The 25,173-nt window shown below is 57.3% G+C and carries 23 protein-coding genes; 5 read left to right on the forward strand and 18 right to left on the reverse strand.

Annotated features, from left to right (window positions below; translation table 11 throughout):
• Positions 1-98: 98 nt before the first annotated feature.
• Positions 99-377, reverse strand: coding sequence for an Lpp/OprI family alanine-zipper lipoprotein (locus CC94_RS0103160; RefSeq protein ID WP_005373865.1), 279 nt, complete (start codon positions 375-377; stop codon positions 99-101).
• 83 nt (positions 378-460) lie between these two features.
• Positions 461-1,003, reverse strand: coding sequence for a L,D-transpeptidase family protein (locus CC94_RS0103165; protein WP_005373867.1), 543 nt, complete (start codon positions 1,001-1,003; stop codon positions 461-463).
• 71 nt (positions 1,004-1,074) lie between these two features.
• Between CC94_RS0103165 and CC94_RS0103170 the strand changes: the two genes are divergently transcribed.
• Positions 1,075-2,709 (forward strand): alpha-D-glucose phosphate-specific phosphoglucomutase, encoded by a 1,635-nt coding sequence (locus CC94_RS0103170; RefSeq protein ID WP_031429783.1) that lies wholly within the window; start codon positions 1,075-1,077, stop codon positions 2,707-2,709.
• A gap of 60 nt (positions 2,710-2,769) precedes the next feature.
• On the opposite strand, the gene CC94_RS0103175 is transcribed toward CC94_RS0103170, so the two are convergent.
• From CC94_RS0103175 to rluD, 3 genes are read right to left on the reverse strand one after another with little or no spacing between them, the layout of a single operon-like run.
• A complete protein-coding gene (locus tag CC94_RS0103175) occupies positions 2,770-3,594 on the reverse strand; it encodes a ZIP family metal transporter (RefSeq protein ID WP_005373871.1) in 825 nt (274 codons plus the stop codon).
• Positions 3,595-3,598: 4 nt separating this feature from the next.
• Complete coding sequence (gene pgeF, locus CC94_RS0103180; RefSeq protein ID WP_005373873.1) at positions 3,599-4,336, reverse strand: peptidoglycan editing factor PgeF; 738 nt, start codon at positions 4,334-4,336, stop codon at positions 3,599-3,601.
• On the reverse strand, positions 4,323-5,267 hold the full coding sequence (gene rluD, locus CC94_RS0103185; protein WP_031429784.1) for a 23S rRNA pseudouridine(1911/1915/1917) synthase RluD: 945 nt from the start codon (positions 5,265-5,267) through the stop codon (positions 4,323-4,325). The genes pgeF and rluD overlap by 14 nt, the downstream gene beginning before the upstream one ends.
• 116 nt (positions 5,268-5,383) lie before the next feature.
• Here rluD and CC94_RS0103190 point away from each other — a divergent pair, with 116 nt between their 5' ends.
• Positions 5,384-6,226 carry an outer membrane protein assembly factor BamD gene (locus tag CC94_RS0103190; protein WP_005373877.1) on the forward strand — a complete coding sequence of 281 codons (843 nt, stop codon included), beginning with the start codon at positions 5,384-5,386 and terminating at the stop codon, positions 6,224-6,226.
• A gap of 142 nt (positions 6,227-6,368) precedes the next feature.
• Here the strand turns inward: CC94_RS0103190 and CC94_RS0103195 are convergent, their stop codons facing one another.
• The 6 genes from CC94_RS0103195 to CC94_RS0103220 form a co-directional block, all read right to left on the reverse strand.
• Positions 6,369-7,085 (reverse strand): PP2C family protein-serine/threonine phosphatase, encoded by a 717-nt coding sequence (locus CC94_RS0103195; protein ID WP_005373878.1) that lies wholly within the window; start codon positions 7,083-7,085, stop codon positions 6,369-6,371.
• A 1-nt stretch (position 7,086) separates the two neighbouring features.
• Positions 7,087-7,824: a M48 family metallopeptidase gene (locus CC94_RS0103200; RefSeq protein WP_005373880.1), complete on the reverse strand. Its 738-nt coding sequence runs from the start codon at positions 7,822-7,824 to the stop codon at positions 7,087-7,089.
• 4 nt (positions 7,825-7,828) lie between these two features.
• Positions 7,829-8,437 carry a hypothetical protein gene (locus CC94_RS0103205; protein ID WP_005373882.1) on the reverse strand — a complete coding sequence of 203 codons (609 nt, stop codon included), beginning with the start codon at positions 8,435-8,437 and terminating at the stop codon, positions 7,829-7,831.
• A complete protein-coding gene (locus CC94_RS0103210; RefSeq protein WP_157203362.1) occupies positions 8,438-9,664 on the reverse strand; it encodes a vWA domain-containing protein in 1,227 nt (408 codons plus the stop codon).
• Positions 9,665-9,735: 71 nt separating this feature from the next.
• A complete protein-coding gene (locus CC94_RS21185) occupies positions 9,736-11,415 on the reverse strand; it encodes a serine/threonine protein kinase (protein ID WP_051911365.1) in 1,680 nt (559 codons plus the stop codon).
• Positions 11,416-11,417: 2 nt separating this feature from the next.
• Complete coding sequence (locus tag CC94_RS0103220) at positions 11,418-13,697, reverse strand: FHA domain-containing protein (RefSeq protein WP_005373888.1); 2,280 nt, start codon at positions 13,695-13,697, stop codon at positions 11,418-11,420.
• A 970-nt stretch (positions 13,698-14,667) separates the two neighbouring features.
• Between CC94_RS0103220 and CC94_RS23550 the strand changes: the two genes are divergently transcribed.
• Positions 14,668-15,078 (forward strand): hypothetical protein, encoded by a 411-nt coding sequence (locus CC94_RS23550; protein WP_157203363.1) that lies wholly within the window; start codon positions 14,668-14,670, stop codon positions 15,076-15,078.
• A gap of 46 nt (positions 15,079-15,124) precedes the next feature.
• On the opposite strand, the gene CC94_RS22155 is transcribed toward CC94_RS23550, so the two are convergent.
• From CC94_RS22155 to CC94_RS0103255, 6 genes are all read right to left on the reverse strand, one after another.
• Entirely contained in the window at positions 15,125-15,718 is a 594-nt protein-coding gene (locus CC94_RS22155) for a class I SAM-dependent methyltransferase (protein ID WP_005373891.1), read from the reverse strand.
• Positions 15,719-15,947: 229 nt separating this feature from the next.
• Entirely contained in the window at positions 15,948-16,664 is a 717-nt protein-coding gene (gene phoU, locus CC94_RS0103235) for a phosphate signaling complex protein PhoU (protein ID WP_005373892.1), read from the reverse strand.
• A gap of 10 nt (positions 16,665-16,674) precedes the next feature.
• Positions 16,675-17,517 carry a phosphate ABC transporter ATP-binding protein PstB gene (pstB, locus tag CC94_RS0103240; RefSeq protein WP_005373893.1) on the reverse strand — a complete coding sequence of 281 codons (843 nt, stop codon included), beginning with the start codon at positions 17,515-17,517 and terminating at the stop codon, positions 16,675-16,677.
• Between the two features lie 5 nt (positions 17,518-17,522).
• A complete protein-coding gene (gene pstA, locus CC94_RS0103245; RefSeq protein WP_005373894.1) occupies positions 17,523-19,178 on the reverse strand; it encodes a phosphate ABC transporter permease PstA in 1,656 nt (551 codons plus the stop codon).
• Positions 19,175-21,451, reverse strand: coding sequence for an ABC transporter permease subunit (locus tag CC94_RS0103250; protein ID WP_005373895.1), 2,277 nt, complete (start codon positions 21,449-21,451; stop codon positions 19,175-19,177). Before CC94_RS0103250 ends, pstA begins: the two co-directional genes overlap by 4 nt.
• 187 nt (positions 21,452-21,638) lie before the next feature.
• On the reverse strand, positions 21,639-22,625 hold the full coding sequence (locus tag CC94_RS0103255) for a PstS family phosphate ABC transporter substrate-binding protein (RefSeq protein WP_005373897.1): 987 nt from the start codon (positions 22,623-22,625) through the stop codon (positions 21,639-21,641).
• 335 nt (positions 22,626-22,960) lie between these two features.
• Here CC94_RS0103255 and CC94_RS0103260 point away from each other — a divergent pair, with 335 nt between their 5' ends.
• Together CC94_RS0103260 and CC94_RS24990 are read left to right on the forward strand one after the other, a co-directional pair.
• Positions 22,961-24,361 (forward strand): L-lactate MFS transporter, encoded by a 1,401-nt coding sequence (locus CC94_RS0103260; protein WP_031429795.1) that lies wholly within the window; start codon positions 22,961-22,963, stop codon positions 24,359-24,361.
• 39 nt (positions 24,362-24,400) lie between these two features.
• Positions 24,401-24,529 (forward strand): MFS transporter small subunit, encoded by a 129-nt coding sequence (locus tag CC94_RS24990; protein WP_281023966.1) that lies wholly within the window; start codon positions 24,401-24,403, stop codon positions 24,527-24,529.
• A gap of 76 nt (positions 24,530-24,605) precedes the next feature.
• On the opposite strand, the gene CC94_RS0103270 is transcribed toward CC94_RS24990, so the two are convergent.
• Positions 24,606-25,106 carry a cytochrome P460 family protein gene (locus CC94_RS0103270; protein ID WP_005373899.1) on the reverse strand — a complete coding sequence of 167 codons (501 nt, stop codon included), beginning with the start codon at positions 25,104-25,106 and terminating at the stop codon, positions 24,606-24,608.
• Positions 25,107-25,173 lie beyond the last annotated feature (67 nt).

Genomic DNA, 25,173 nt, shown 5'->3' on the forward strand with positions numbered 1-25,173 from the left:
TCAAGATCGGGCAGGATGGGCTTCCTTCAAAAAACGGCGGACATGAAAAAGCCCGGCAGCTTTCGCTGGCCGGGCTTTCATATGATCTAAGCCGGAGCTTATTTCATCATGGTTTTATGGAACAGTCTGTCCAGCTTGTCGTTGGTTGCTTGAGCAGCGTCGGCAGCGCGGTTAGCAGCGGCTTCAGCAGCGGCAGCGCGTGAAGATGCGTCGTTAGCCGCAGCCAGTGCGCTAGAAGCGTCAGAAGAAGCTTTTGCAACGTCTGTTTTCAAACCATCGATTTGGCCTTGCAGATTTTCGATGTCTCCGTTGGTGGCGCAGCCTACAACCAAGCTGGCAGCCAATGCGATCATTGATAATTTAACAAGCTTTTTCATTTTCTTTTCCTTTTAAAAAAAGTTACGACTACAAAAACAAATTAACCGGGAACATCGTATCATGAAATCAGTCTAATGTTAATCTATTTTATCTTCACCACCATCCCCGGTTCCACGTACCGACTCAAATGATCGATCTGCGTATTGGTCATGGCAATGCAGCCATGCGTCCAATTCATGCTGCGATGGATTTTCTCATCCGCCGCTCCGAGTCCATGTATCCCGATTTGTCCGCCTAAAGGCGTATTCTGCGGCGGAATCCGCCTGCTTTCGTTGGCCTCCACGATCCGCGCATAGGTCTCCTTGTTGACGATGCCCTTGATCAAGGCCGTTCTAGCATCTTGAATGTTCGGATAGGTCAACCCGAAGAACCGGCGAAAATTGCTTCGCTCCCCGACCCAGCCGATTCGATAATCGCCAAAAGGGGTAATATCGTCGCCACGATGGGTTTTATAGCCCGCGCCGCCTCGCCCGATTGCGATATTGTCGATCGTATCCACGGTCTGCTCACCTTTCTTGACTTCGATCTTCAACGCCTCGGTATCGACCAGCAGCCAAAAATCCTCGCCGGCTACCGCCGCGCCTGCAAAAAAAACGTTAAGCAGCCATAAACAAATTCGCAACATACTCTCTACACTCAACAGGAATTTTGGTGTATTTTAACCCTTCAGGTCACTCGCCGCATTTGGGATTCATCATGCAGATAAATACAATAACCACTCAACCCTATTCCGATCAAAATCCAGGAACATCCGGACTTAGAAAGAAAGTTAGAGTCTTTCAAGAGAAAGGTTACCTCGAAAATTTCGTCCAGTCAATTTTCGATTCGCTGGATGAAACCGCCGGCAAAACCCTGGTGCTTGGCGGCGATGGCCGTTATTTTAACCGGCAAGCGATCCAGACCATCATCAAGATGGCGGCGGCCAACGGCTTCTCCGAGCTCATTATAGGGCAAGGCGGCCTGTTGTCCACTCCCGCCGCTTCGCACATCATACGCAAGTGCGAAGCCTACGGCGGACTGATCCTATCGGCCAGCCACAATCCGGGCGGCCCCGACGACGATTTCGGAATCAAATACAATGTCGGCAACGGCGGACCGGCTCCCGAAAAATACACGAACGCATTTTATCAACGCAGCCTGACGATCGACAGCTACCGGATCGCCGAAATGGGCGACGTCGATCTCGACACGATCGGCAGTACGCAAATCGACCGTCTCAAGATCACGATTATCGATCCGGTCAGCGATTACGCGGAATTGATGCAGTCGATCTTCGACTTCAATCTGCTCAAGCAAAGCATCGGCTCCGGCTATATCACCCTGCGCTTCGATGCCATGCATGCGATTACCGGCCCCTACGCGAAACGGATTCTGGTCGATATGCTCGGCGCGCCGGAAGAGTCGGTGATCAACGCGACGCCTCTGGAAGATTTCGGCGGTCATCATCCCGACCCGAACCTCGCGCATGCGCACGAACTGGCCGAACTGATGTTCGGCCCGCATGCGCCGATCTTCGGCGCCGCGTCGGACGGCGACGGCGACCGCAACATGATCACCGGCAGTCAGATTTTTGTCACGCCGAGCGATAGCCTGGCCATTATGGCGGCGAATGCACGGCTGATTCCGGCCTATGCGAAAGGCTTGAGCGGCGTCGCGCGGTCGATGCCGACCAGTCAGGCGGTGGACCGGGTCGCGGCCGCCTACAAGCTGCCGTGTTTCGAAACCCCTACCGGCTGGAAATTTTTCGGCAACCTGCTCGACGCGGGCAAGATCACGCTGTGCGGCGAGGAAAGCTTCGGGACCGGCTCGGATCATGTCAGGGAAAAAGACGGGCTCTGGGCCGTGCTGTTCTGGCTGAACCTGATCGCGAGAAAACGCCAGCCGGTTGCGGACATCGTACACGAGCACTGGCAAAAATTCGGCCGCGACATTTACAGCCGGCACGATTACGAGGCGGTCGAAACCGAAATCGCAAACGGGATTGTCGAGCACCTGCGCAATCAATTGCCTACCCTGCCCGGCCAGACCTTCGGCGAGTTTACGGTCAAGTTCGCCGACGAATTCAGCTATGCCGATCCGGTCGACGACAGCGTCAGCAAGAACCAGGGCATCCGGGTGGGCTTCACGGACGGCTCGCGGATCGTATTCCGTCTGTCCGGCACCGGCACGGTCGGGGCGACGCTCCGGATCTATCTGGAAAAATTCGAAGCGGATCCCGCCAAACACGATCAGGACGCGCAGGAAGCATTGGCCGAACTGATCAAACTGGCGGAACAGTTTTGCGAGGTCAAAAAACGCACAGGCAGAACGGCGCCGAACGTGATTACTTAAAGGCAGGCCAAAGCAGCAAGGTAAAGGGCAAAACCGAAAACCCCTTGCCTTGCTTTTGTTTTAGCCCTCGAAACTGTGCGCAATGCCGTGCATCGCGCAAATCAGCAGCACGCCTGCCGCGATCAGCGCGATCTGTTCCAACGAATCTTTGAGTTCGGTTTTCCTGTGCAGGGTCGGTATCAGATCCGCCACCGCGACATAGATGAAGCTCGACGCCGCCAACGCCAGGATATAAGGCAGGATATGATCCAGGTCTTCGAGGCTGAAATAAGCCAGCATCCCTCCCAACACCGTCGCCAGGCTGGACAGGATGTTATAGGCCAGCGCTTTGCGCTTGGTATAACCGTTATGCAGTAAGATCGCGAAATCCCCGACTTCCTGCGGAATTTCGTGCGCCGCGACCGCCAGACTGGTCACCATGCCGAGTTTGGGATCGGTCAGAAAGGCCGCCGCGATCAGGATTCCGTCGACGAAGTTATGGATACTGTCGCCGACGATGATCAGTGCGCCGGCCGAATGCCGGTGCCCGTGGCTATGCAGGAGACTGCCGTGATCGTGATCTTGCGTTTCCTCGCCATGCGCCTCGCACGCATTGAAATGGCAATGGCGCCAGATCAAGAGCTTTTCAAGCACGAAGAAGATCAGGATCCCGGCCAGAATCGTAGCGGACAATCCGCGGAACTGCTCCGGCGCGACCTCTTCGAAAGCATGCGGAATCAGGCCCCAGAAAGAGACGGCCAGCAACGCACCGATCGCGAAGCTGATGCCGTGCGGCAGCACATGGTTCCGCAGCCGGTCCGGCAGCAAGAGAAACAACGCGGCCGCCAGCACGCTCAATACACCGCCGAGGGCCGTAAAAACGATGATCAACAACAATAAATTCACGCGTTCAATCTCTCCAGATCAATGTCGCCATGCGTCCGGTGACCGCATCCCGGCGGTAGGAAAAAAAACGGTCCGGTTCGGCGACCGTGCAAAACCGGCCGCCATAAATGCTTGTTACCCCGAGGGCATTCAGCTCGATGCGGGCGAGCCGATAAATATCGGCCAGCCATTTGCCTTCCGGTCGATGCGGCTTGAACGCTTCGGCAAAAGCCGGCGATTTTTGCACGAACACCGCGCGCACCTCTTCGCCCACTTCGAAACGTTCGGGACCGATCGCCGGCCCCAGCCAGATCAGTAGGTCTTTCCGGCCCAGCGCCGCCACCGCATTGCCGATAATGCCGTCGGCCAGCCCGCGCCAGCCCGCATGCACCGCGGCGACACGCTCGCCGTCAGCCGAACAGAGCAACAGCGGCAGGCAATCGGCGGTCATCACCGCGCACACCACGCCAGGCTCGTCGGTATATCCGGCATCGGCCTGCGGCACGCCTGCCACGGCCCCTGCCCTCACAATCTTATTGCCGTGGACCTGCTCCAGCCAGACCGGCTCGGACGGCAGCGCCAGCCTTTCGCGGATCAGCCGGCGATTCTGCAGGACCGCCTCCCGGTCGTCGCCGACATGCAGCGCGGGATTCAGGCTCGCATAAGGCCCGATGCTGAGTCCGCCGGTCCTGAGCGTCGTCGCGGCATGCACGCCGGCAGGCGCAGGCCATTCGGGAAACAAAAAATGTTCAGCGACGTTCATTCGCTTCCAGCGCCTCCAGCAAATGCGCCATGTCTTCCGGCAACGGATGCTCCCACTCCAGGTATTCATCGGTCACCGGATGCAACAAACCCAGTTTGGCCGCATGCAGCGCCTGGCGCTTGAAATTGCGCAGTTCCGCTTCGAGCCGTTCTCCACAGTCCGGCGGCATCTGAAAACGGCCGCCGTAAACCGGATCGCCGAGCAAAGGGTATCGAATATGCGCCATGTGCACCCGGATCTGGTGGGTCCGCCCGGTTTCGAGCATCACCTGAATAAAGGTATGATGCGCAAACCGATTCAGCACCCGATAATGCGTCACCGCATGTTTGCCGGCTTCCCTGACCGCGTAGCGCTTGCGGTCGGTCGGATGGCGGCCGATCGGCTCGTCGACCGTGCCGCCGGCGGTCATCCGGCCGCGCGTGATGGCGAGATACTCGCGGGTAATTTCGCGCTCCTGCAACTGCTGGGTCAGGCTATTATGCGCCTGCAGCGTTTTCGCGATCATCAACAGGCCGCTGGTTTCCTTGTCGATCCGGTGCACGATGCCCGCGCGCGGCAGCGTTTCGAGATGCGGATCGTGATGCAGCAGCGCATTCAGCAGGGTGCCGTCCCAGTTGCCGGCCGCCGGATGCACCACCAAGCCGGCCGGCTTGTTCACCACCAGCAAGCTCTCGTCCTCGTAAACGATGTCGAGCGGAATGTCCTGCGGCTCGGAATCGACCACGACCTCTTCTTCCGCCTCCAGCACGATCTCTTCGCCGCCTTCCAGCTTGTCTTTCGCTTTCAGCGCCCGACCGTTCACCGTCACCCTGCCTGATTTGACCCAAGCTTGCAGACGGGTTCTCGAATAGTCGGCGAACAATTCGGCCAATGCCTGATCCAGACGCATTCCCGCCAACTCATAGGGCACTACGGCCGTCAATCTTTCCATCGCAAATTCTTCTGATTCGTTCTGCGTTACGTTATACTCGTTCAGTTTTCGTGCCGGATCGGCTAACTGCCGATCCGGCACGAAAACCGATCATATTACTACGTGTCGATAGCACTATGCGATTAATTTTGTTAAAAAGTTTATTTATTGGCTGGCTTGCGTTCTCGCTGACCGGCTGCGAATCGCTAAAGAATTTCTCGTTCAGCAAGGATGCCGAAACGGAAGACGAATACAAAGACTGGAATGTCGAAAAATTCCGCCAGGAAGCGCAAACCGCCGTCGACGCCGGCAATTACGAAAAAGCGGTCAAAATCTACGAGGCGCTGGAAGCGCGCTACCCGTTCGGCGAAACCTCCGCGCAAACCCAGCTCGACGTTGCCTATGCCTATTACAAAAGCGGCGATTCCGACGCGGCACTCGCGGCGGCCGACCGCTTCATCAAGATCAATCCGCGCAATCCGAGCGTCGATTATGCCTATTACCTGAAAGGGCTCGTCAACTACAACCGCGGCTTCGGCTTCGTCGACCGCTTCCTGCCGACCGACTCCTCGCAGCGCGACATCAGCACCACCAAAGAAGCTTACGAAAATTTCTCGGAGCTGATCAATCGCTTCCCGAACAGCAAATATATTGCGGACGCCAAGCAGCGGATGACCGCGCTAAGAAACAACATGGCGATGCACGAAGTGCATATCGCCCGTTTTTATATCAAACGCCAGGCTTATGTCGCCGCCGTCAACCGGGCAGCTGAGGTGATCGAAAAATACCAGCGGACTCCGGCGGTGCCGTATGCGCTGGAAGCCCTGAAGGAGGCTTATACCAAACTGGACATGCCGGATCAGGCCGCCAATGTCGAGCGAATCTACCAGCTGAATTATCCCGACGGCCCTCCGGTCCCAGAACACAGCGAAGCGACTTTCTCGCACAGGGTGTGGGATTTTATCGGGTTGGAGAAATAGGGGTTTTGGTTGGCGGCATAGGGGAGAAACGTAAACTACTTCTCCGAAATAAACTACACCTTGACTCCAAACGTCCGGCAACGATGAAGCTGTTGCCCGGCCTACCGAACTGAAGATTTTCGCAACCGCCGGCAAAAGCTGTTCAATGCAAACCCAGCAACAATACCGTCACGTTATCGTTGCCGCCAGCGGCCAACGACGCTTCGACCAATCGGTCGGCCCGCGTTTGTAGGCCGCCGGCTTCCCCGAGAAGCGCGGCGATCTCCGCATCGGCAAGTTCACCGGTTAGTCCGTCCGAACACAGCAACAGTATATCGCCGTCATTTAACATGCCGGCCGCGAAATCGGGCCGAATGTCTTGTCCGTCGGCACCGCGCGTGCCGAGAGCCTGGCAGATCACGTTGTGATAGGGATGGCCGGCAATTTGGCTACGGTCGATCAAGCCGGCTTCCAGGAGGAGTTGTACATAGGAATGGTCCTTCGTCAATTGAGCAAGCGCTCCGTTCCATAAATAAACGCGACTGTCGCCAACCCAGGCGATTTGGTAAGCCATGTCTTCGATTTTTACTGCCGCCAGCGTCGAGCCCATCCCTTCACTGCCGACGCCGTCTTGTATCGCATGCATGATTGCCCGATGCGCCGCATCGACCGCTTGCGACAATGTGCCGCCGACTTTGACTGCACGAGCGATTTCCTGAATCGCGATCGCGCTGGCGACTTCGCCGGCCTCGTGGCCGCCCAGGCCATCGGCCACCGCCCATAAACCCCATGCCGGCCAGGCAAGATAGCTGTCTTCGTTCAGTTCGCGGACCCGTCCCGGGTGACTTGCTGCGCCGTATACGATTTTGCCTCGTGACATGCTATTCGGTTTCCAGGCTGCGTTTGACCGCAAAAAATTCGTTCGAGCTTACTGCTTTGGCCGGCGGAAAGCGAAGCACCGCCCGTTCGAGAAAGCGGACTCGCTCCGCATTCAAATAATGCAAAGGGCCGTTTGCCGGCAATCGCAGCGCCATGTCCAGCAAAGCGCGGGGATTGAAACCGGCCGACCAGAGCAACGACAAGGCGATGTCATCGGCCTCGCGTTCTTTGGACGGGTCAATCACCTGCGTCAATGAACCGACACCAATGCGGTTGGGTTCGGGTTCCGGGCGCGAAAACAGATCGAACAGACCGCCGGAACCGGTCGTCGTTTTGGGCGCGCAAAAATGGCCGGCCAATTCGTGGCCGAGTTCATGCGCCAATATCGCGGCCAGTTCCGATTCATTCAGAACGAAGCGAAGCGCGCCGTCAGTCACGAACGCGTAGCCGTTGCCGATCGAGAACGCATTCGGCGCCAGATTTCTGACCAGAGCAACCTTCCAGTGCATCAGCTCGGGACGTCCGCTGTCAGCAGCGAGCCTCGAAGCGAGGTTTTGCACATAGCGAGACGGATGATCGCTACTCGCGCGCAACGGCCACTCGTTGTAGATGCGCTGTAACGAGGCGTCGATTGCGGCCTGCTGCTCTGGGCAAGGAACGGCCGCCGCGGCGGAAGCGAAGACCGCTGCAGCGGCGGACAGCAGCAATCGAAGCGGAGCGCCGGTTCTGCGCACGGGCATCGCTTCAAGAACCGACGACAAATACGGTCGGACGGATATCATAACTGGTGCCGGCCTGCACTTTTTGCTCGACCACGTAAGTACCGGACGGCATCTTGGCGGGTATCTTGAAATCGACCTCGGAACTGCCGCCACCCAGAGGTCTGGAAACCGGCCGTTCGCTCAACGTCTTCAGGGTTTTACCATCATGTTTGAGTACCATCGATTCGGTCACGTTGACGCTCGGTGTGCCTTGCGGCGCCATTACCGAATAATCCATGCCGATTTTGACCGTGTCGCCGACATGCACCGTTTCCGGATAAGCGGTAGCTGTCCGAATCTTGACTTCGGTGCTGTTGACCGGTGCGGTGTAACCGTAAAGCCGTTGATCCTGCTCCACGGTCCGGGTTTGACTCGAATGGTAGTTGTACAGCGCCAGCCCGGCTAAGGCCATGCAGCCGGCGCCGGCTCCGGCGCCGGCCCCGGCGTTGTTGGTCAGGACCCCGGTCAAGGCGCCAACCGCACCGCAACCTAAAGCCGCAAGGCCGGCGGATTGCTCCATTGTCGCGCAGCCAGCCAGCAGGACGACCGAAGGGGCGAAAATGCCGATTTTGAGGTTAAGCGTCTTTTTCATTTATAGCTCCTTCGCATTTTGTGCTTGAGTGCCCTGAGGCGCCGGCGCAGCGGGAATTTGCGCTGGCGGAGCAGCCAGAGCTTCCGCCGGTTTTTCCATGTACGGGGCCATGCCTTCAGGCAACGCCGGGAAATAGCCGTCCAGCACCTGTATTTGCTGCAACACTGCAGGTACCGGGGGCGGCTGTATCGCCTCCATCTTGGCGCTTTCGTAATAGAATTTTCCGCTGCCGGTAGGGTATTCGACGCCGACCTTGATCGCGTGCTCCTCGCCGTCGACCTCGACCACGGAACGGAAGGTCAACACGTAATCGCTTTGCAGGATATTTTGGATCCGCTCAACGGTTTTTTGCATTTCATCGATTGCCTCGCCAATCAAATAGTAAATGCCGAATGAATTCTTCGACAGCGATTCGAGGTTTTTAAAATGCTCGCGGCTTTTTTTCGAATAGGCGAGTGAATAAATCGGTACCGGAATGCCGAGCGCGGTGATGCGGCCGTTCAGTTCCTCGCGCGAAATGGCGCTGCCTTCATCGTAGCCGTCCGAGAACACCACGATCGAGCAGGAAATGATGTAATTTTCTATGCCGGGCGTCACCGATCCTTGCGCGGACATCCCGCACATTTGCATCGCGGCCCCGATCGTATCGTAGATTCGGCTGCGATTGCCGTCCGGCACTACCTCGAAAAGACGCCGGCCAAGCGCGCCGGGGTCTCTTTCGAAATCGGAAACGATGTCATAGCCGGTTTTCGTGTCCCGAATCGATAAGATCGCGACTTCGTCCTGTGGACGCTTGCTGTCGATATAGCGGGTCGCGGCTTTTTGCGCGGCCAAGAATGGCGCGCCAGTCATCGACTTGCTCGCATCGAGGATCAAGACCGAGCGCGTTGCCTCCTGGCGTTGGCGGATCGAACCGATGTTATATTGACGCTTCATCGGATCGTAGGCCCTGCCTTTAACCATCAGACCGATGTTCATCGCGTTCAAATTGACCAAGGGGTTCTGTTCTTGATCGAAGGTGCGGAAATACACCTGGACATAGGGATACAAGCCCGAGTTGACCCGGTAAATCTTCAGGCCATAGCCGCCGGGATCCGAAAAACCCAGCGCGGACGCCGGCATCGATGCCAAGCTCGCCAACAGGGTGGCGAAACCCGTGAGCAGCAGCCTGCCTCGGGCAGTTTTGAACGATGAAATTAACGTCTTTTTTCGTAGCGCTTGTATCATGGCTATCCCCTCGTCATCGGTTGTCGTTGTTAAAAATTGCGGGTTGGTCTTTTCACTATAGACTGTTTTGATCATTTGACCCTGACACCACTACTGCTGAAATCGTCTAGCCAACTGTCATTATTGCCGCCGGAATTTCGTTTTGCCACCTGCCGTGTCGGTTCCTTGCGCTTGACCACCGGTTTGGGTTTGGGCGCTGCGGCGATGTTTTTCGGTGTACTTGCCTCTCGCGTCCTATACAAAGTGTTTTCGGCTTGCGAAGAGGGGCCGGGTATCGGTTTGATTTCTGGGCTTCCTCCTTTCTTTTTTAATTCCTCTTCGAAGGCGGCCGCGGCGCTACCCCCGGGAGTCGGTGTTGGCATAATCGCAGCAACGCTGGTAGACGGAGCGGGTACCGGGGTCGGGGTGGCCTTTTCGGGCTCGGCGGTCGGCTGCACCGCGACGGGTAATTGCGGCAATGGCGGGAGCAAGTCGAGGGTCTGACCAGGCGCTTGCGTCCCGGCGATTCGGGTGGATTCGTCTTTCGCGGCGGGCCACAAAAAATAGGCGATCGCCAACGTCGCGGCGAGGGCGAACGAAACGCCGGCCATCAGCCAGAGTGCTTTTCGATTCGAATCGGTTGCGATGTGGGCGGGGGGTATTGCGGCCGAAGGCGCCGATTTCGGCAAGGTTAACGAAACCGGCTCGCTCGGTAGTTTCAGGCTCGGCGGATGCAGCCCGGTCGCGCCGGTCCGCCGGCTGACCAGCACGGTACGGTCGGTGTATTGGGCGCTTTGCGTCGCAGGACCGGGCATACCGGGATCGATCGCGGCGAGGGTTTGGCCGAATTCCTGCATCGTTTGCTGACGCAGATTCACGTTCAGGTTCAACGCGCGCAGAATCGCCGCTTCCAGCAGCGGCGGCACGCCGGGCGCCAACTGCGACGGCGCGATCAGATCCTTACCGGCGACGCGCTCGTGCGCGGCGGGCGGATTCTGCCCGGTCAATAGCGCATAAAAGGTAGCGCTCAGCGCATAGATGTCCGATCGTTCGTCGGTGCCGGTGCCCATTGCCTGCTCGGGCGGACTGAAGCCGTGCGTCGCGGCGCGGCCGATCGTCCGGGTCATCGTCGACGGGGTCGATTCCTTCGCGATGCCGAAGTCGATCAACATGATACGGCCGTTTTCATCGAGCAGCACGTTGTCCGGCTTCAGGTCGCGGTGGATGATCGGAGGCTTTTGCGAATGCAAATAAATCAACACTTCGCACAACTGCCGCATCCACGGCAACAAAATGTCGAGCGGAATGCGCCCCGGATATTGCTTGCGCTCGCTGCTCAGTGTCTTGCTGCCGCCGAATTCGAGTACCAGATAAACCATGCCGTCCGCGACGCTGCGGTCGATGATGTCCGGGATCGATGGATGATTCAGACGGCTCAGCAAAGTGGTTTCGTACTCGTCGAACAACAGTTCCGGCACCTCTTTGATCGCCCGCCGTTTGGCGTTTAGGCGCAGGTCTTCGACCAGATAGGTGGCGCCGAAACCGCCCTTGCCGAGCACTGCGACAACCCGGTAGCGCTCGCCGATCGTGCTGCCGACCTCGCGCAGCCAGCCGAAGACGCCGCGAATCACGCCGTTCGCGGCGACGTCGAGATGCGCCATTTCGAGATTGCACTGGCTGCAACGGTAGTCGCGTTGCGCCAGGGCGACGAGAGGGTTTTCAGTACCGCAGCCGGGGCAGACGCGATTTTCCGGATTTTTATCGAGATTCATGGCTATTTCCTGCGATCCTTTAATTTGAGCCCGAGCACCGCGATCCCGATGAACACGATGCCGAGCAACGCAACCATGCCGAGGTCGGCGCCGAAAGTGCCGGAAATCGGCACGATCAGCTTGCCGGTGAAAGGATATTGCACGCTGCGGCTTTGCAAGCTCAACGTGGTTTTCATCGCATCGAGGGCCCAATAAGCGATCACACTCGTCTTTGCGACCCACAAGCCGCCATCGCTCAAAATCACCACCGCGTTCGACAGCACCACTTGCGGAATCAATAAAATCGGCGCAGTCGCGACTGCCTTGTCGTTCGAGTCGACGAAGGCGCTGACCGCAAGGCCCATGCAGGTGGCGGCCATCGCCGCCGAAAACAACACCGCGACGCGCGCGAAAAAGCCGCCGGGCAAGTCGACCATCAGCGAGACGATGCCGAACAGCAGTGCGCACTGGATCAGGCACAATGCGGCCAAAGGCAGCAGCTTGCTGGTCAAATAAGGCGTAATGCCCAAGTTGACCGAACGTTCGCGCAGATAAATCGGTAATTCCTTGACCAATTCCCGAGCCGAATTCAAGGTACCGAACCAGATCGCGGAAAGCACCAGGATGAAGAAGATCTTGCTCTCGGCTTCCGCGCGCTGCGCGGGCAAACCGTCGGTATTGAATACCAGCCCGATGATCACCGCGATTAGCGGCGCCTGCAAGAGCAGGATCAATAAATTTTTCTTGTCGGAAGCGATCAGGTCGAGATAACGCCGTATCAAGGTGCCGGTCTGCCGCCAGTCGAACCAACGGCGGTTTTTCGCCTCATTCGGGGGGATCGGCTGGGTGGCCGAATTCAGCGCGGACGCAGGCGATGTCATGCGCGCGAGTACGTAATTCTGATAATACGACGACTGCCGGAACTTGTCCGCCCACAGGTTTGCCGGGCTCGCTTCGAGTAATTCGTAGACATCGGACAGTTTCTGCACGCCGAAATAGGCCGCAGCTTCGCGCGGCGGGCCGAAATAGACCAGTTTGCCTTTGTGCAACAGCACGACAAGATGACAGACGTCGATGTTTTCGAGCGTGTGGGTGACGCAGACGACCGTCTTTTCATCGGCCGCGAGATCCGCGAACAGACGCATCATGCGTTTATCGGTGCCGGCGTCGAGGCCGCTGGTAACTTCGTCGAGAAACAGAATGTTCGGATTCGCGACCAGCTCGACGGCCAAGCTGACTCGCTTCAACTGGCCGCCGCTGAGCGGTGCCGGCGTATCGATCGGCAAGGCACTCTTTTCGCTCAATTCAACCTTGCTCAACACGCTGCCGATGTAGCCGCCGATTTCCCGATCCGAGGTATCCGGCGGCAGGCGCAAGCGGGCGGTATATTTCAGCGCGTTTTGAATCGTAATCTTCCGATGCACGATGTCCTGCTGCGGCACGTAGCCGATCGTGGCCCGAAACGCGTCGAAGGCGCCGTACAAATCGATGCCGTTGTAGAGCACCTTGCCGCTAGTGGCCGGGCGCCGGCCGTTCAATGCATCGAGCAAAGTCGATTTACCGGAGCCGCTGGTGCCGAAAAGTACGACGAACTCGCCCGGTTCTATCGCGAGACTAATGTCGTCGAGCAGGCGCTTTGACTGTTTGGTCGAGCGGTCGAAGACTTCCTTGCACAAACCTTGCACTTCGACCCGGACCCGACCGGAGGTGTCGATCGGCTCCAGTGCTTGTCCGGTAAACAGAAAACCGAACGAGGCGATCGAGACACGGTCGCCCTGCTTCAGGCGCAGGCGGCCTTCGATCTGTCGGCCATTCACGAAGGTGCCGTTGGTACTGTTGAGATCTTCGATTTCGACGCCGTTTGCGTCGCAATAGAGTCGTGCGTGTTCTCTCGACACCAAAGGCGAAGCGATTTCGAGATCGCATTCGGGAATCCGGCCTATCGTCAGCACGCCGGATTTTGGGGACGCAGGGGCTGCGAATGGCGAGGTCCCGGTAGGGTGATCTAGAAAATTGACTTGGAACAGCGTTGCGCCGAGCGCAAGCCAGTCGCCGTCGGAAAGTTTTGTTTTGCCGACGGCGGAATGGCCGTTGACCGTGATCCGAGCGTCCGCAAACGGGCTTACGAACAAGCCGTCGAGAGTAAACGACAGCCTGGCATGTTCCGCTTTGACGTCCTGGCCTTGCAAAGGCAGATCGCAAGCCGGATTGCTGCCTGCGACGTAGTCTTTCCCGTCGGTAAAAGTCGCCGTCGCGGACGACCGGGTAAAGGAACTGCGAAACTCTACGACGATCTGCGACATTGGGGCGCCTCGGCTTTACCGGTAACGGTCACGGAACAGGATTGTCCAAGCGAAACGATTCCGCCTGCGATTGTTGTTGAGTTCATGGCATGACCGACGGTAACCGTTCCGATTCGTGTTGATGTATTGCTTGCGAACGGGATTCGTAGGCACAAGCATGAAAATAGCGCGAAAATCGTAAACGAGAAAAAACCGCGCCACCGGCAAAACATCACCGTCTACCGGATAATACCGTTCTCCGCAAGGTTACGACGGCAACATGGAACGAAATTGTTCCCTCTATCATCAGAGGGAGTCCGCACAAAAGGCTTGATCAGGCCACCTCTGTAGATCGAGAGTGTTTTTCGAGCCTGTTCAATACTTTATGCGAAGGCGCGGATGACCGATAGTAGATGTTTCGCGATTCTAACACAACAGTCGCTAACGGCCAAAACATGAGTCGAGCAAAAGAGTGCGGCAATAGCTTGGCCGTTTGTTTCGAATCGACGGCTCAATGCTGGCGGTAACTTTTATGAGAAAATTTAATGGTATAAGGTTAATAAACTCTATCTATCCACATAGAAAATGGAAACAAGATCATGATAAAAAAACGTCGGGTATTCGACAGCAGCTTCAAATTGCAAGTGGTGCGCCTGATCAAAGACCAGTGAGTCACCGGCGCGTCTCCTCCAAAACCCGGCAGTTATTTTAAAAAGTATGTCCGGTTTAGTGTAGTGCATTGACATTGCTAAAAATTAGGGTTGCAGAAATCTTTAAATAGCCTACTTCACAGAGAAATCCTATAAATACAGGTCTAAATAGGAAACCTCTTACCCATGCCCTTATACATAAGCCCGTCATTCCGACAGGGATTGCCGGAATCCAGAAACCCAGGCGGGTGCGCTTTCGTACCTCCCTGCACGCGATATGAAAATGCTCTAAATTCCCGCCCGCTCAGATGGATGAGGCGGTTTCGCGCCAGTAAACCGCCATGCCAAACGAAGCGCCGGTGTGCCGTTTTGGTGGATTGCCTGACGGCGAATCCACCCTACAATTCATCCACCGTACGGGTTTGCGGGCGAGATGCGTAGGCACAAGCATAAAAGCCGCCGATGATTTTGAATTATCGATACGCGCCTTCCTGCACACGACGATGGCGAGAACTCCGGTCTTGGGTTATTTGCAATATATCGAAGGCGGAGCGAACACCCAGCGGGTTAGAAATCAGGATATTCAGCGCCATGTCCGCTATTTGCGCTGGAAATACGATCAGCGTATCCCCGAACGCTTTCTGGCTTTGGGGCTGAATGACTGGGTCTGGGTAGAGGAAGGCGGTTATTCCGACCTGGGCAGACCCAATCCGGAAATAGAACCGGTGGCATCCATCATCGTGAAGTTGTGATTTTTCACCGTCGGCGAACTGTTAAAGCTAACCCAAGGCTTTTCGATTACGCCAGGCTTGCCAGAAAATCTTGTTCGGAAATAAGATTCAGCCACTCGGTACGGTGCTTGGCGAAGTCGGCGTAAGTATAGGCGGGCGGCAATGCCAGCGGAGTTTGAGTGCCGCGCCGGACGATGCCGCAACCCCAGTCGGTATTGACTACGCACATGCTCAAATCGGGTCGGGAGGCGCGTAAATTGACGAAAGCCCGCCAGGTCGTGCCGTTCCACTGGCGGCAGCCGTTCTGCAAGGCTTCCTCATAGCTGCGTTGATGCCATTCCGTGGGTGGATCGCAGTCATGGACGATAATGGTTCCGTTCTCGGACAGATGCCGCAGGGCATTCTCGATATCGCGCTGCGCTTGCTCCTCCGTATGGAGGCCATCGACAAAAATCAAGTCGTAACGGATATGATCCGCCAGCATGCCGAAAAATTCATCGGAGGTGATACGGAATGTGGCGTTTACCGAGGCCGGGTCAACGCCATGCTTTGTCGGGCAGAGGGAGCTATTGAAAGCATCGCCGCCCTCTACGCCGATTTCCAGATAACGCTGATAACCGTGTTTTTTGATAAATAGATTGATAATGTCGAATCGGTACATAATCTGGCTCTTTAAATGAAAAAAACGGAAACAAATTTTACGTGAAATTCGTAGAGTGGAAAAACGGTTTGATTAAGCCGCGCGGTCGGGCACGCGCTTTTTGTGCCCGACATTTTCCATGCCTTGAAAGGTGACAGGGTTTCAGACCCGCGCAACATTCCGAAGCAGAATCGCCACATGATCGCCGGGCAACGATAAAGCGGTTGCCCGACCTATCAGGCTGTACGCCTCACCCCCCCTTGACTTTCTTCGCCATTTCTTCCCGGCTCAAATGGCGCACCGCCTCGCCCTTGACCATGTAGATCAGATGCTCGCAGATGTAGCAGGCATGGTCGCCGATCCGTTCCATCGCGCGCACGGTCCACAGCACGTTCAGCGTGCGGGTGATGTTGCGCGGGTCTTCCATCATGTGCGTGATCAACTGGCGGATGATGCTCGAATATTCGCGGTCGACGTTGTCGTCCAGGCCGGTAATCGCCGGAACGTCCTCGATGCTCATCCGCGCGAATGCGTCGAGTGCCCGGTGCAGCATGTCCTTGACCAGATTCGCCATGTGCTGGATCTCGTAATACTGATCGATTCGACCGTCGCTGTCGGCCGACTGGATCGCCAGTTTTGCGATCCGCTCGGCCAGATCACCGACGATTTCCAGTTCGTTGATCACCTTGATCACGGTCAGCAGCAAACGCAGATCGAACGCGGCCGGCTGCCGAAGCGCCAGGATCTGCGTACATTCGCGATCGATCTCGACTTCCAGCGCATCGACCTGATTGTCCTGCTTGATCACCAGCTCGGCCATTTCGATGTCGCCCGTCGAAAAGGACTGCATCGCCAGCTCCAGTTGCTGTTCGACGAGTCCGCCCATAGTCAGCACCTTGTTGCGGATGTCTTCGATTTCCTTGTTGAACTGGGCGGAGATATGCTGTCCGATCTTACTGTTTTCCATTGTCGGCTCCTTAACCATAACGGCCGGTGATGTAATCTTCTGTCTGCTGTTTTTTCGGATTCGTGAACAGTTCGCTGGTCGGGCCCATCTCGATCAGTTCGCCCATGTACATAAAGGCGGTGAGATCGGATACCCGCGCCGCCTGTTGCATGTTGTGCGTCACGATCACGATCGTGTATTGTTCTTTCAGCTCGTTGATCAATTCCTCGATTTTCAGGGTCGAGATCGGATCCAGCGCCGACGCCGGCTCGTCGAGCAGCAGCACCTCGGGCTCGATCGCAATCGCGCGCGCGATCACCAGACGCTGCTGCTGGCCGCCGGACATCCCGAGCGCATTGTCGTTCAGGCGATCCTTCATTTCATCCCAGAGCGCCGCGCCGCGCAACGCCTTTTCGACCGTTTCTTCGAGCGTTCTTTTATCGTTGATGCCCTGAATCCTGAGGCCGTAGGCAACGTTTTCGAAGATCGATTTCGGGAACGGGTTCGGCTTCTGGAACACCATCCCGACGCGCCGGCGCAACGCCGCGACATTCACCGACTTATCGTAGATGTTCTCGTTGTCCAGCAGGATCCGGCCTTCGATCCGGGCGCTGTCGACCAGATCGTTCATCCGGTTGATGCAGCGCAGCAGCGTCGATTTGCCGCAGCCGCTCGGGCCGATGTAGGCGGTTACCTTCTGTTTCTGAATGTCCATGTTGATGTGGTGCAGGGCCTGTTTTTCTCCGTAAAACAGGCTCAAATTGTCGACCCGGATGCAGACTTCGGAAAACCCGGTCTCGGCCTGGCCTTTCGTATCGCGCAGGATCGACTTCATGTCGATCGCATGGGTACGTGCTTGTTGTGCTGTTGTCATGATGATTAACCTTCAAGAGCTCGATATTTTTCCCTCAGATGATTGCGGATCAGGATCGCAGACAGATTGAGCCCGATAATCACCAGGACCAGCAGCAGCGATGTCGCATAGACCAAGGGACGCGCCGCCTCGACATTCGGGCTCTGGAAGCCCACGTCGTAGATATGAAAGCCGAGGTGCATGAATTTTCTTTCCAGATGCAAAAATGGGAAATTGCCGTCCAGAGGCAGCGACGGCGCCAGTTTGACCACGCCGACCAGCATCAGCGGCGCCACTTCGCCGGCCGCTCGCGCGACCGCCAGGATCAGGCCGGTCATCATTGCGGGACTTGCCATAGGCAGCACCGTCCGCCAAAGCGTTTCAAACTTGGTCGCGCCGAGCGCCAGACTGCCCTCGCGGATCGATTTGGGAATGCGCGCCAGACCTTCTTCGGTCGACACGATCACGACCGGCAGCGTCAACAGCGCCAGCGTGATCGACGCCCACATCAGGCCGGGGGTACCGAATACCGGCGCGGGCGAGGCTTCCGGATAAAACAGGCGGTCGATCTTGCCGCCCAGGATGTAAACGAAGAATCCAAGGCCGAACACGCCGTAAACGACGGAAGGCACCCCGGCCAGATTGTTCACCGCGATCCGGATCAGCCGGGTCGTGAAACCCTGTTTCGCGTATTCGCGCAGATACACCGCCGCGATCACGCCGAACGGCGTCACGATGATCGACATGACAATCACCATCAGAATGGTGCCGTAAATCGCCGGAAAAATGCCGCCTTCGGTGTTCGCCTCGCGCGGATCGTCGGCCAGAAACTCGGCGAACTTGGTGAAATAATGGCCGATTTTGCCGAATACGCTCATTTCGTTCGGCTGATAAACCCGGACGACCTTGGCCAGCGCGATCTCGTGTTCGCTGCCGTCGTCCGCGGCCGCGACGAAACTGTCCTTGCGGATGTCGCGATACCGCGCCACCAATTCGGTTTGGAATTTTTTATATTCTCCGTCCAAAACCGCTTTCTCGGCCGCGATACGCTGCTCCGAGGCCGCGTCCCAGCGCTTCTCCAACTCCAGTTTGCGCCGCTCCAGACGCAGCCGCTCCAGCCCGTAGTTGACCGCGCCGATTTCCTTTTTTTCGAGATGGGCAATCTTCTCGAAAATGTCCAGCGCCGCCTCCAGGCGTTCCTGCAGCACCGGCATCGCCCCCGGCCCTTCGGCGATTACCTTGCCTCCTTCCTTGACGGCGACCAGCCGGCCGTAGAAATTACCCCACTCCCGCCGTTCGACCGCGATCAGTTCGGGAGGCGTACTTTGCCGTTTGATCCGGCGTTCCTGGATCCAGCGGAAATCCGAACCGGATACATCGCGATTGCCGGTCTTGATTTGATACTGGACCAGCACGTCTTCGTCGTCGGTCATCGCAAAACCGGCCACTTGCGCCATCGCCGCCGGCGTGACGCTGGTATCGATCAGCTCGCCGATCACTTCATGCACTTGCCCGCCGTCTTCCTGGTAACTGAACTGCATCAGGCCGCCCGGCCAGAAATTGCCGATTCCGCGTACCAGGATCAATCCCAATACGCCCAGCACCATGATCAGGCAGGCGCTGACCGCCGAAGCCGTCAACCATACCCACGGATTGCCGCTTTTAAACCACGATTTGATCATAACGAACTGTATTTTTCACGTAGGCGCTGACGGATGATTTCGGCCAGCGTGTTGAAGATGAAGGTGAACAGGAACAGTACCAGCGCCGCCAGAAACAAGATCCGGTAATGCGTGCTGTCGACTTCGGCTTCCGGCATCTCGACCGCGATGTTGGCCGCCAGGGTCCTGAGCCCCTGAAATACGCTGAAGTCCATCACCGGCGTGTTGCCGGTCGCCATCAACACGATCATCGTCTCGCCGATCGCCCGGCCGAGTCCGATCATCACCGCCGAAAAAATGCCGGGGCTGGCGGTCAGCAGCACGACGCGGATGACCGTCTGCCACGGGGTCGCACCCAAGGCCAGGGAACCGACCGTCAAATGCTTCGGCACGCTGAACACCGCGTCTTCCGCAATCGAAAAAATGGTCGGCACCACCGCGAACCCCATCGCGATGCCGACGACCAGCGCGTTACGCTGGTCATAGCCGATCCCCCACTCGCGGCTGAACCAGTCGCGTAGCGAACCGCCGAACAGCGCCGCTTCCAGAGGCACACTGACCTGGAATGCGAACCAGCCGGTAAACAGCATCACCGGAATCAATAACGCGCCCTCCCAGCCTTCGGGAATTTTATGCCGGATCGCTTTCGGGACCCACTGCCAGCCCAGCGCAAACAGCAGCACGCCGACCGGCAGCAAGATCAGCGTCGAGAAGATGCCGGCGAGGTGCTTTTCGATGAAAGGCGCCAGCCATAAACCGGCCAGGAAACCCAAAATCACCGACGGCAGCGCCCCCATCAGCTCGATGGTCGGCTTGACCAGCTGACGCATGGCCGGCGCCATGAAATAAGCAGTGTAAATGGCGCCCAGCAAAGACAGCGGCATAGCGAACAGCATCGCGTAGAAGGCCGCCTTCAGTGTGCCGAAAACCAACGGCGTCATACTGTATTTCGGCTCGAAATCGTTCGCGGCCGAAGACGACTGCCAGATGTAATCGGGCTTCTGGTAGCTTTCATACCAGACTTTCCCCCAGATCGACCCGAACGAAACTTCCGGATGCTCGTTATGGACGCTCCAGAAATGGATTTGGCCGTCTTCGTCCTGCATCAGCAAGGCGTTCGCGCGCGGCGACAACGCTGCCGCTACCGGATGCGCCGCAAGCGGTTCTTCCAGCAGGCGCCTTTCCGCGGTGGAATTGAAAAGCCCCATTTTCCCGCCGGCATCGAAGGTCATGAAGCCCTTGCGCCGCTGCTCGGAATCGATCGTAACGACAGGCCGGTCGGAAACCTTGAAGACCCTGAGCTTTTTCAGCACCACATTGTTCAATTCGTCCTTGCCTTTGCTCCACTGCGTAACCTGTCCAGAGGAATCGCCGACCAGCAGCGACAGATCGCCGTTCAGTAAAGCCAGGCTGGTAATCGCAAGCCCCGTTTCGACCACGTTCTGGCGCTGCCTGAGCACCGGCGCATTTTTATCCGCAATATCGAAAAAACCGACACTGCCGTCGCTGCCGGCCAGAAACAGATTTTCTCCGTTCTTGTCGATCAATATTTGCGCGATATTTTCGGCCGGCGTATCCAGTACCGCATCGGTACGCTGAACCGCCGACTCTTCGGCGAACAACGACCGCTCTTTTTCGAAACTGACCAAACGAATCTTGCCGCCGGTTTTCGCCACAATCACCGTCGCATCGTCTTCCCATTTGACGGCGACCTTATCGAGCGGCGCTCCTTCCTCGCCGATCATCAGCGGCGCCTCTCCGAGCGGATAACCGAGTTCCGGCGCTATCTTGCGCACATCCTTGTCATAGGTCACCTTGTAGTGGTTCCTGACCACGATAACGCCGCCATTCGAAAGCCCGTAAGCGAACACGCCCCCATTCACCGGACGGCCCGGGGTGAAACTGGTGACCGAAACGCCTTCGGGAAGCGCAATCGCCTGCGTCAGTACCGGTTTGCCGGTCGCCGCTTCGAAAAATACCACACGGCCGCTGTCCGTGAAACGGGCCGCCAACTCGTTTTGCTCCTCGATGTCGAGGTACAGCGTCCTGCCGAGCGACGGTTCAGGCGCCGCATACCGGTTCACCGGCGAGGCCGAAGCGCCGGTAAAGAGCGGATAAACCACATACACCAGGTAAAAGAAAATCAGAATGATCGCGGCCAGGATGCCGAGCCCCCCGACGATGACGCCATAACGGGCCAGGGCATCCTTGATCAAACGCCACCTATGATAATAACCGGCGGCCGATTGCTGGATAGAGCCAGACGCGTTCCTAAAGCTGTAAGTTTCAGACATGCGTAGATGCTAGCTTTCAAAAGTGACAATGATATAACAATCCCGAAAAAAAACGGCCAAGATACATCGAGTCAATCTTGGCCGTTTACATGAGCAATGTCGTGAAGGTAAGCACCGGCAACTTTGCCGCTATTTACCGACTTTTGCCCTTACCCTGAACAGGAGGAGATAAGACTGTGGAAATCCGTTATTTATCGAGCGCTTCCAGATACTTTTCGACGACCTTGACAGGCAGCGGAATATAGCCGTCCTTGATCACGACTTCCTGTCCTTCCTTCGACAGCACCATCCTCATGAATTCTTTTTCAAGAGGCGGCAGCGGCTGGTTAGGCTTTTTGTTCACGTAGATGAACAAATAGCGGGTCAACGGATAAGTGCCTTTGAGCGCATTTTCGGGCGTCGCTTCGACATAGTCGGTGCCGCCTTTTTTCGCCAGCGGCACCATTCTGACGCCGGAAGTCGAATAGCCCATACCGGAATAACCGATGCCGTTGGTCGAAGAAGTGACCGACTGCACGACCGAAGCCGAACCCGGCTGCTCGTTCACGTTGCTCTTGAAATCGCCTTTGCAGAGCGCGTGTTCCTTGAAATAACCGTAGGTGCCGGAAACCGAGTTGCGTCCGTACAACTGAATGCTTTTCGCGCCCCACGCAGGCACGCCGGCGTCGCCCCAGGTTTCGATTCCTTTATTGGCGCCGCATTTCAGCGTCGTGGAGAAGATCGCATCGACCTGATCCATCGACAGGCCCTTGATCGGATTGTCCTTGTTCACCAACACGGCCAACGCGTCGACCGCCACCGGAACCGCGGTCGGCTTATAGCCGTATTTGTCTTCGAAAGCCTCGATTTCATCGTCCTTCATTTCCCGGCTCATCGGCCCCAGGTTCGAGGTGCCTTCGGTCAACGCCGGCGGCGCGGTCGAAGAACCCGCGGCCTGAATCTGAATGTTCACGTTGGGGTAAAAACGGTTGAAGGTCTCGGCCCACAGCGTCATCAGGTTGGCCAAGGTATCGGAGCCGACGCTGGACAGGTTGCCCGAAATCCCGCTGGCGGTCTGATAGGAAGGCAAATCCGGATCGACCGCCAGTTTGGCAGCCGCCTGGCTGCCGAATGGGGCGAACGACGCCGCGCCCAAAGCCAAGGCCAGCGATGTTTTCTTAAAAAACAATTTCATATCGACTCTCAATGATAGGGATAGGTAGACAGGTTCGTGTTCTGGCGCATAGGTTAGACATCGAATGTGACAGAATGATGACAGCCGTAAGCTTTTCCGCGCAAGATCATGCCACAGGGCCTAGTTTAGCCGACGTCGTGCATAAATAGCCGTTCAAGATGCGATACCGCTTTCGATTCCTGCCGCATGCCCTCCCAAAGCCGGTGGATTCGCAGCCTTCCGTCAGAGTAAAATAACCTCTTGGTAAGTTTTTTAAGGCTGAATCGTCCCATCCGGCCGCCTCCGCCGCCCTTTAATTTTTAATGCCAAGCCATCACCGAGGAGCTTGCCCCCCAATGTCCGGTTTTTTTTCCAAGCAACGCATCACCGCCTCCCGAAGCTATAACCGCTGGATGGTGCCGCCCGCCGCGCTGTCCGTGCATCTGTGCATCGGCCAGGCTTACGCCTTCAGCGTTTTCAACGACCCTTTGACCAAGGTGATCGGCATCACCGAGCCTGCGCCGGACGACTGGAAACTGACGACTCTCGGCTGGACATTCAGCCTGGCGATCGTATTTTTGGGCTTGTCCGCCGCGTTCGGCGGCAAATGGCTGGAAAAGGTCGGCCCCCGGCTGACGATGCTGGTCGCCGCCTGCTGCTTCGGCGGCGGTTTCTGGATCTCGGCGCTCGGCATCCACCTGCATCAGATCTGGCTGATCTATCTCGGCTACGGCATCATCGGCGGCATCGGGCTGGGCCTCGGCTACGTCTCGCCGGTGTCGACGCTGATTAAATGGTTTCCGGACCGGCGCGGCATGGCGACCGGTCTGGCGATCATGGGCTTCGGCGGCGGCGCGATGATCGGCGCGCCGCTCGCGGTGCTGCTGATGGATCATTTCAAGTCCGCGACCTCGGCCGGGGTGCTCGAAACCTTCATGGTGATGGGCAGCCTGTATTTCGTTTCGATGCTGATCGGCGCGTTGACGATACGGATTCCACCGAATGACTGGAAACCCGAAGGCTGGACGCCGCCGGTCATCGAAAATAGGATGATCACGAAAAATCATGTGCATATCGACCGCGCCCTGCTGACGCCGCAGTTTTACCTGCTCTGGCTGGTGTTGTGCCTGAACGTGACCGCGGGGATCGGAGTACTGGGCCAGGCGTCGGTGATGATCCAGGAAATGTTCAAAGGCACGGTAACGCCGGCGGCCGCAGCCGGGTTCGTCGGCCTGCTCAGCCTGTTCAACATGGGCGGCCGTTTTTTCTGGTCCTCGGCCTCCGACTTTCTGGGTCGTAAAAATACCTACATCATTTTTTTCGCGCTCGGCGCGGTGCTGTACGCCTCCGTTCCGATGGCGGGCCGGCTCGGCAATATCGGCCTGTTCATCCTGTTGTACGCGGCGATCATGAGCATGTACGGCGGCGGCTTCTCGACGATTCCGGCCTATCTGGCCGATATTTTCGGCACCCGCTATGTCGGCGGCATCCACGGGCGCCTGTTGACCGCTTGGTCGACCGCCGGCGTGGCGGGACCGGTACTCGTCAATTACATCCGCGAATTCCAGATCGAACAGGGCATCGCCAACGCGAACGCCTATAACGTGACGATGTACATCATGGCCGGCATTCTGGTGGCTGGCTTCCTCTGCAATATGCTGATCCGGCCCGTCCATGAAAAACACCACATGCGCCATGACGAATTCGATGAATTCGACGGCGTTTTTCCGCATCGGCCCGCCTCCGATGCCCATTAAAGCCGTTTCAACCCATTCGATCTTAAGGAAAGTGACCCGATGAAACCCGACGACCGTCCCAAATCCACTCCCCTGGCACTGGCGATACTGTTCTGGCTGTATGTCGCCACCCCGCTGACCTGGGGCATCTGGTCGACACTGAAGAAAGCGATGGCGCTGTTTAATTGACTTGGGGAGAGGCGACTTATCCGGCCTCTCCCGTTTATTGCGGCCAAAAGCGGCACGCGCAGCGTACCCTACGCCTTTACGGCAGCGGCGCGGGATGCGTAAAGACCGAATCGTTGTCCTTGACCTGATCATGGCAGGCCAGGCATTCCTGCACGAATGACGCATCCTGGCCGTACGGCTTCTGTTCCATGCCGAGCCAGCGCGCAAATCCCCAGCCGCCGGTCTTCGCATATTTCGCCGAATCCTTGATCATGAATTCGGCGTGCACGAATTCGCCGGGCACGGTCGCCGCCGGCCAGTTGGGGTGCGTTTGGTCTTTCCAGGCTAGCTTGCCGAGGATGCTCCCGTCCGGCCAGGGATGGGTATTGCCGGTCCGGGCGGCATCGACCGCCGTGTCGTTGCCGACGATCACCCGCAACGACTCTTTATCCTGCCGGTGCGATACGCCGATCACGCGCCAGTTTTTGTAATACGCCGGCAGTTCGATCCCGTTCGGCGCCGGCGCCGGTTTTTCGGCAGCCCAGGCTGCGCCGGCGGCAAAACAGGCGCCAAAGGTTAAGGCAATGGTCAATTTCATCGGTTTCTCCTCGGATAAGTGGGCAATGAGAGTTAAGCCGAGACCGGAAACGGGATGTTTCGGCACG

This window comes from Methylomicrobium agile (assembly GCF_000733855.1).
Taxonomy (GTDB): domain Bacteria; phylum Pseudomonadota; class Gammaproteobacteria; order Methylococcales; family Methylomonadaceae; genus Methylomicrobium; species Methylomicrobium agile.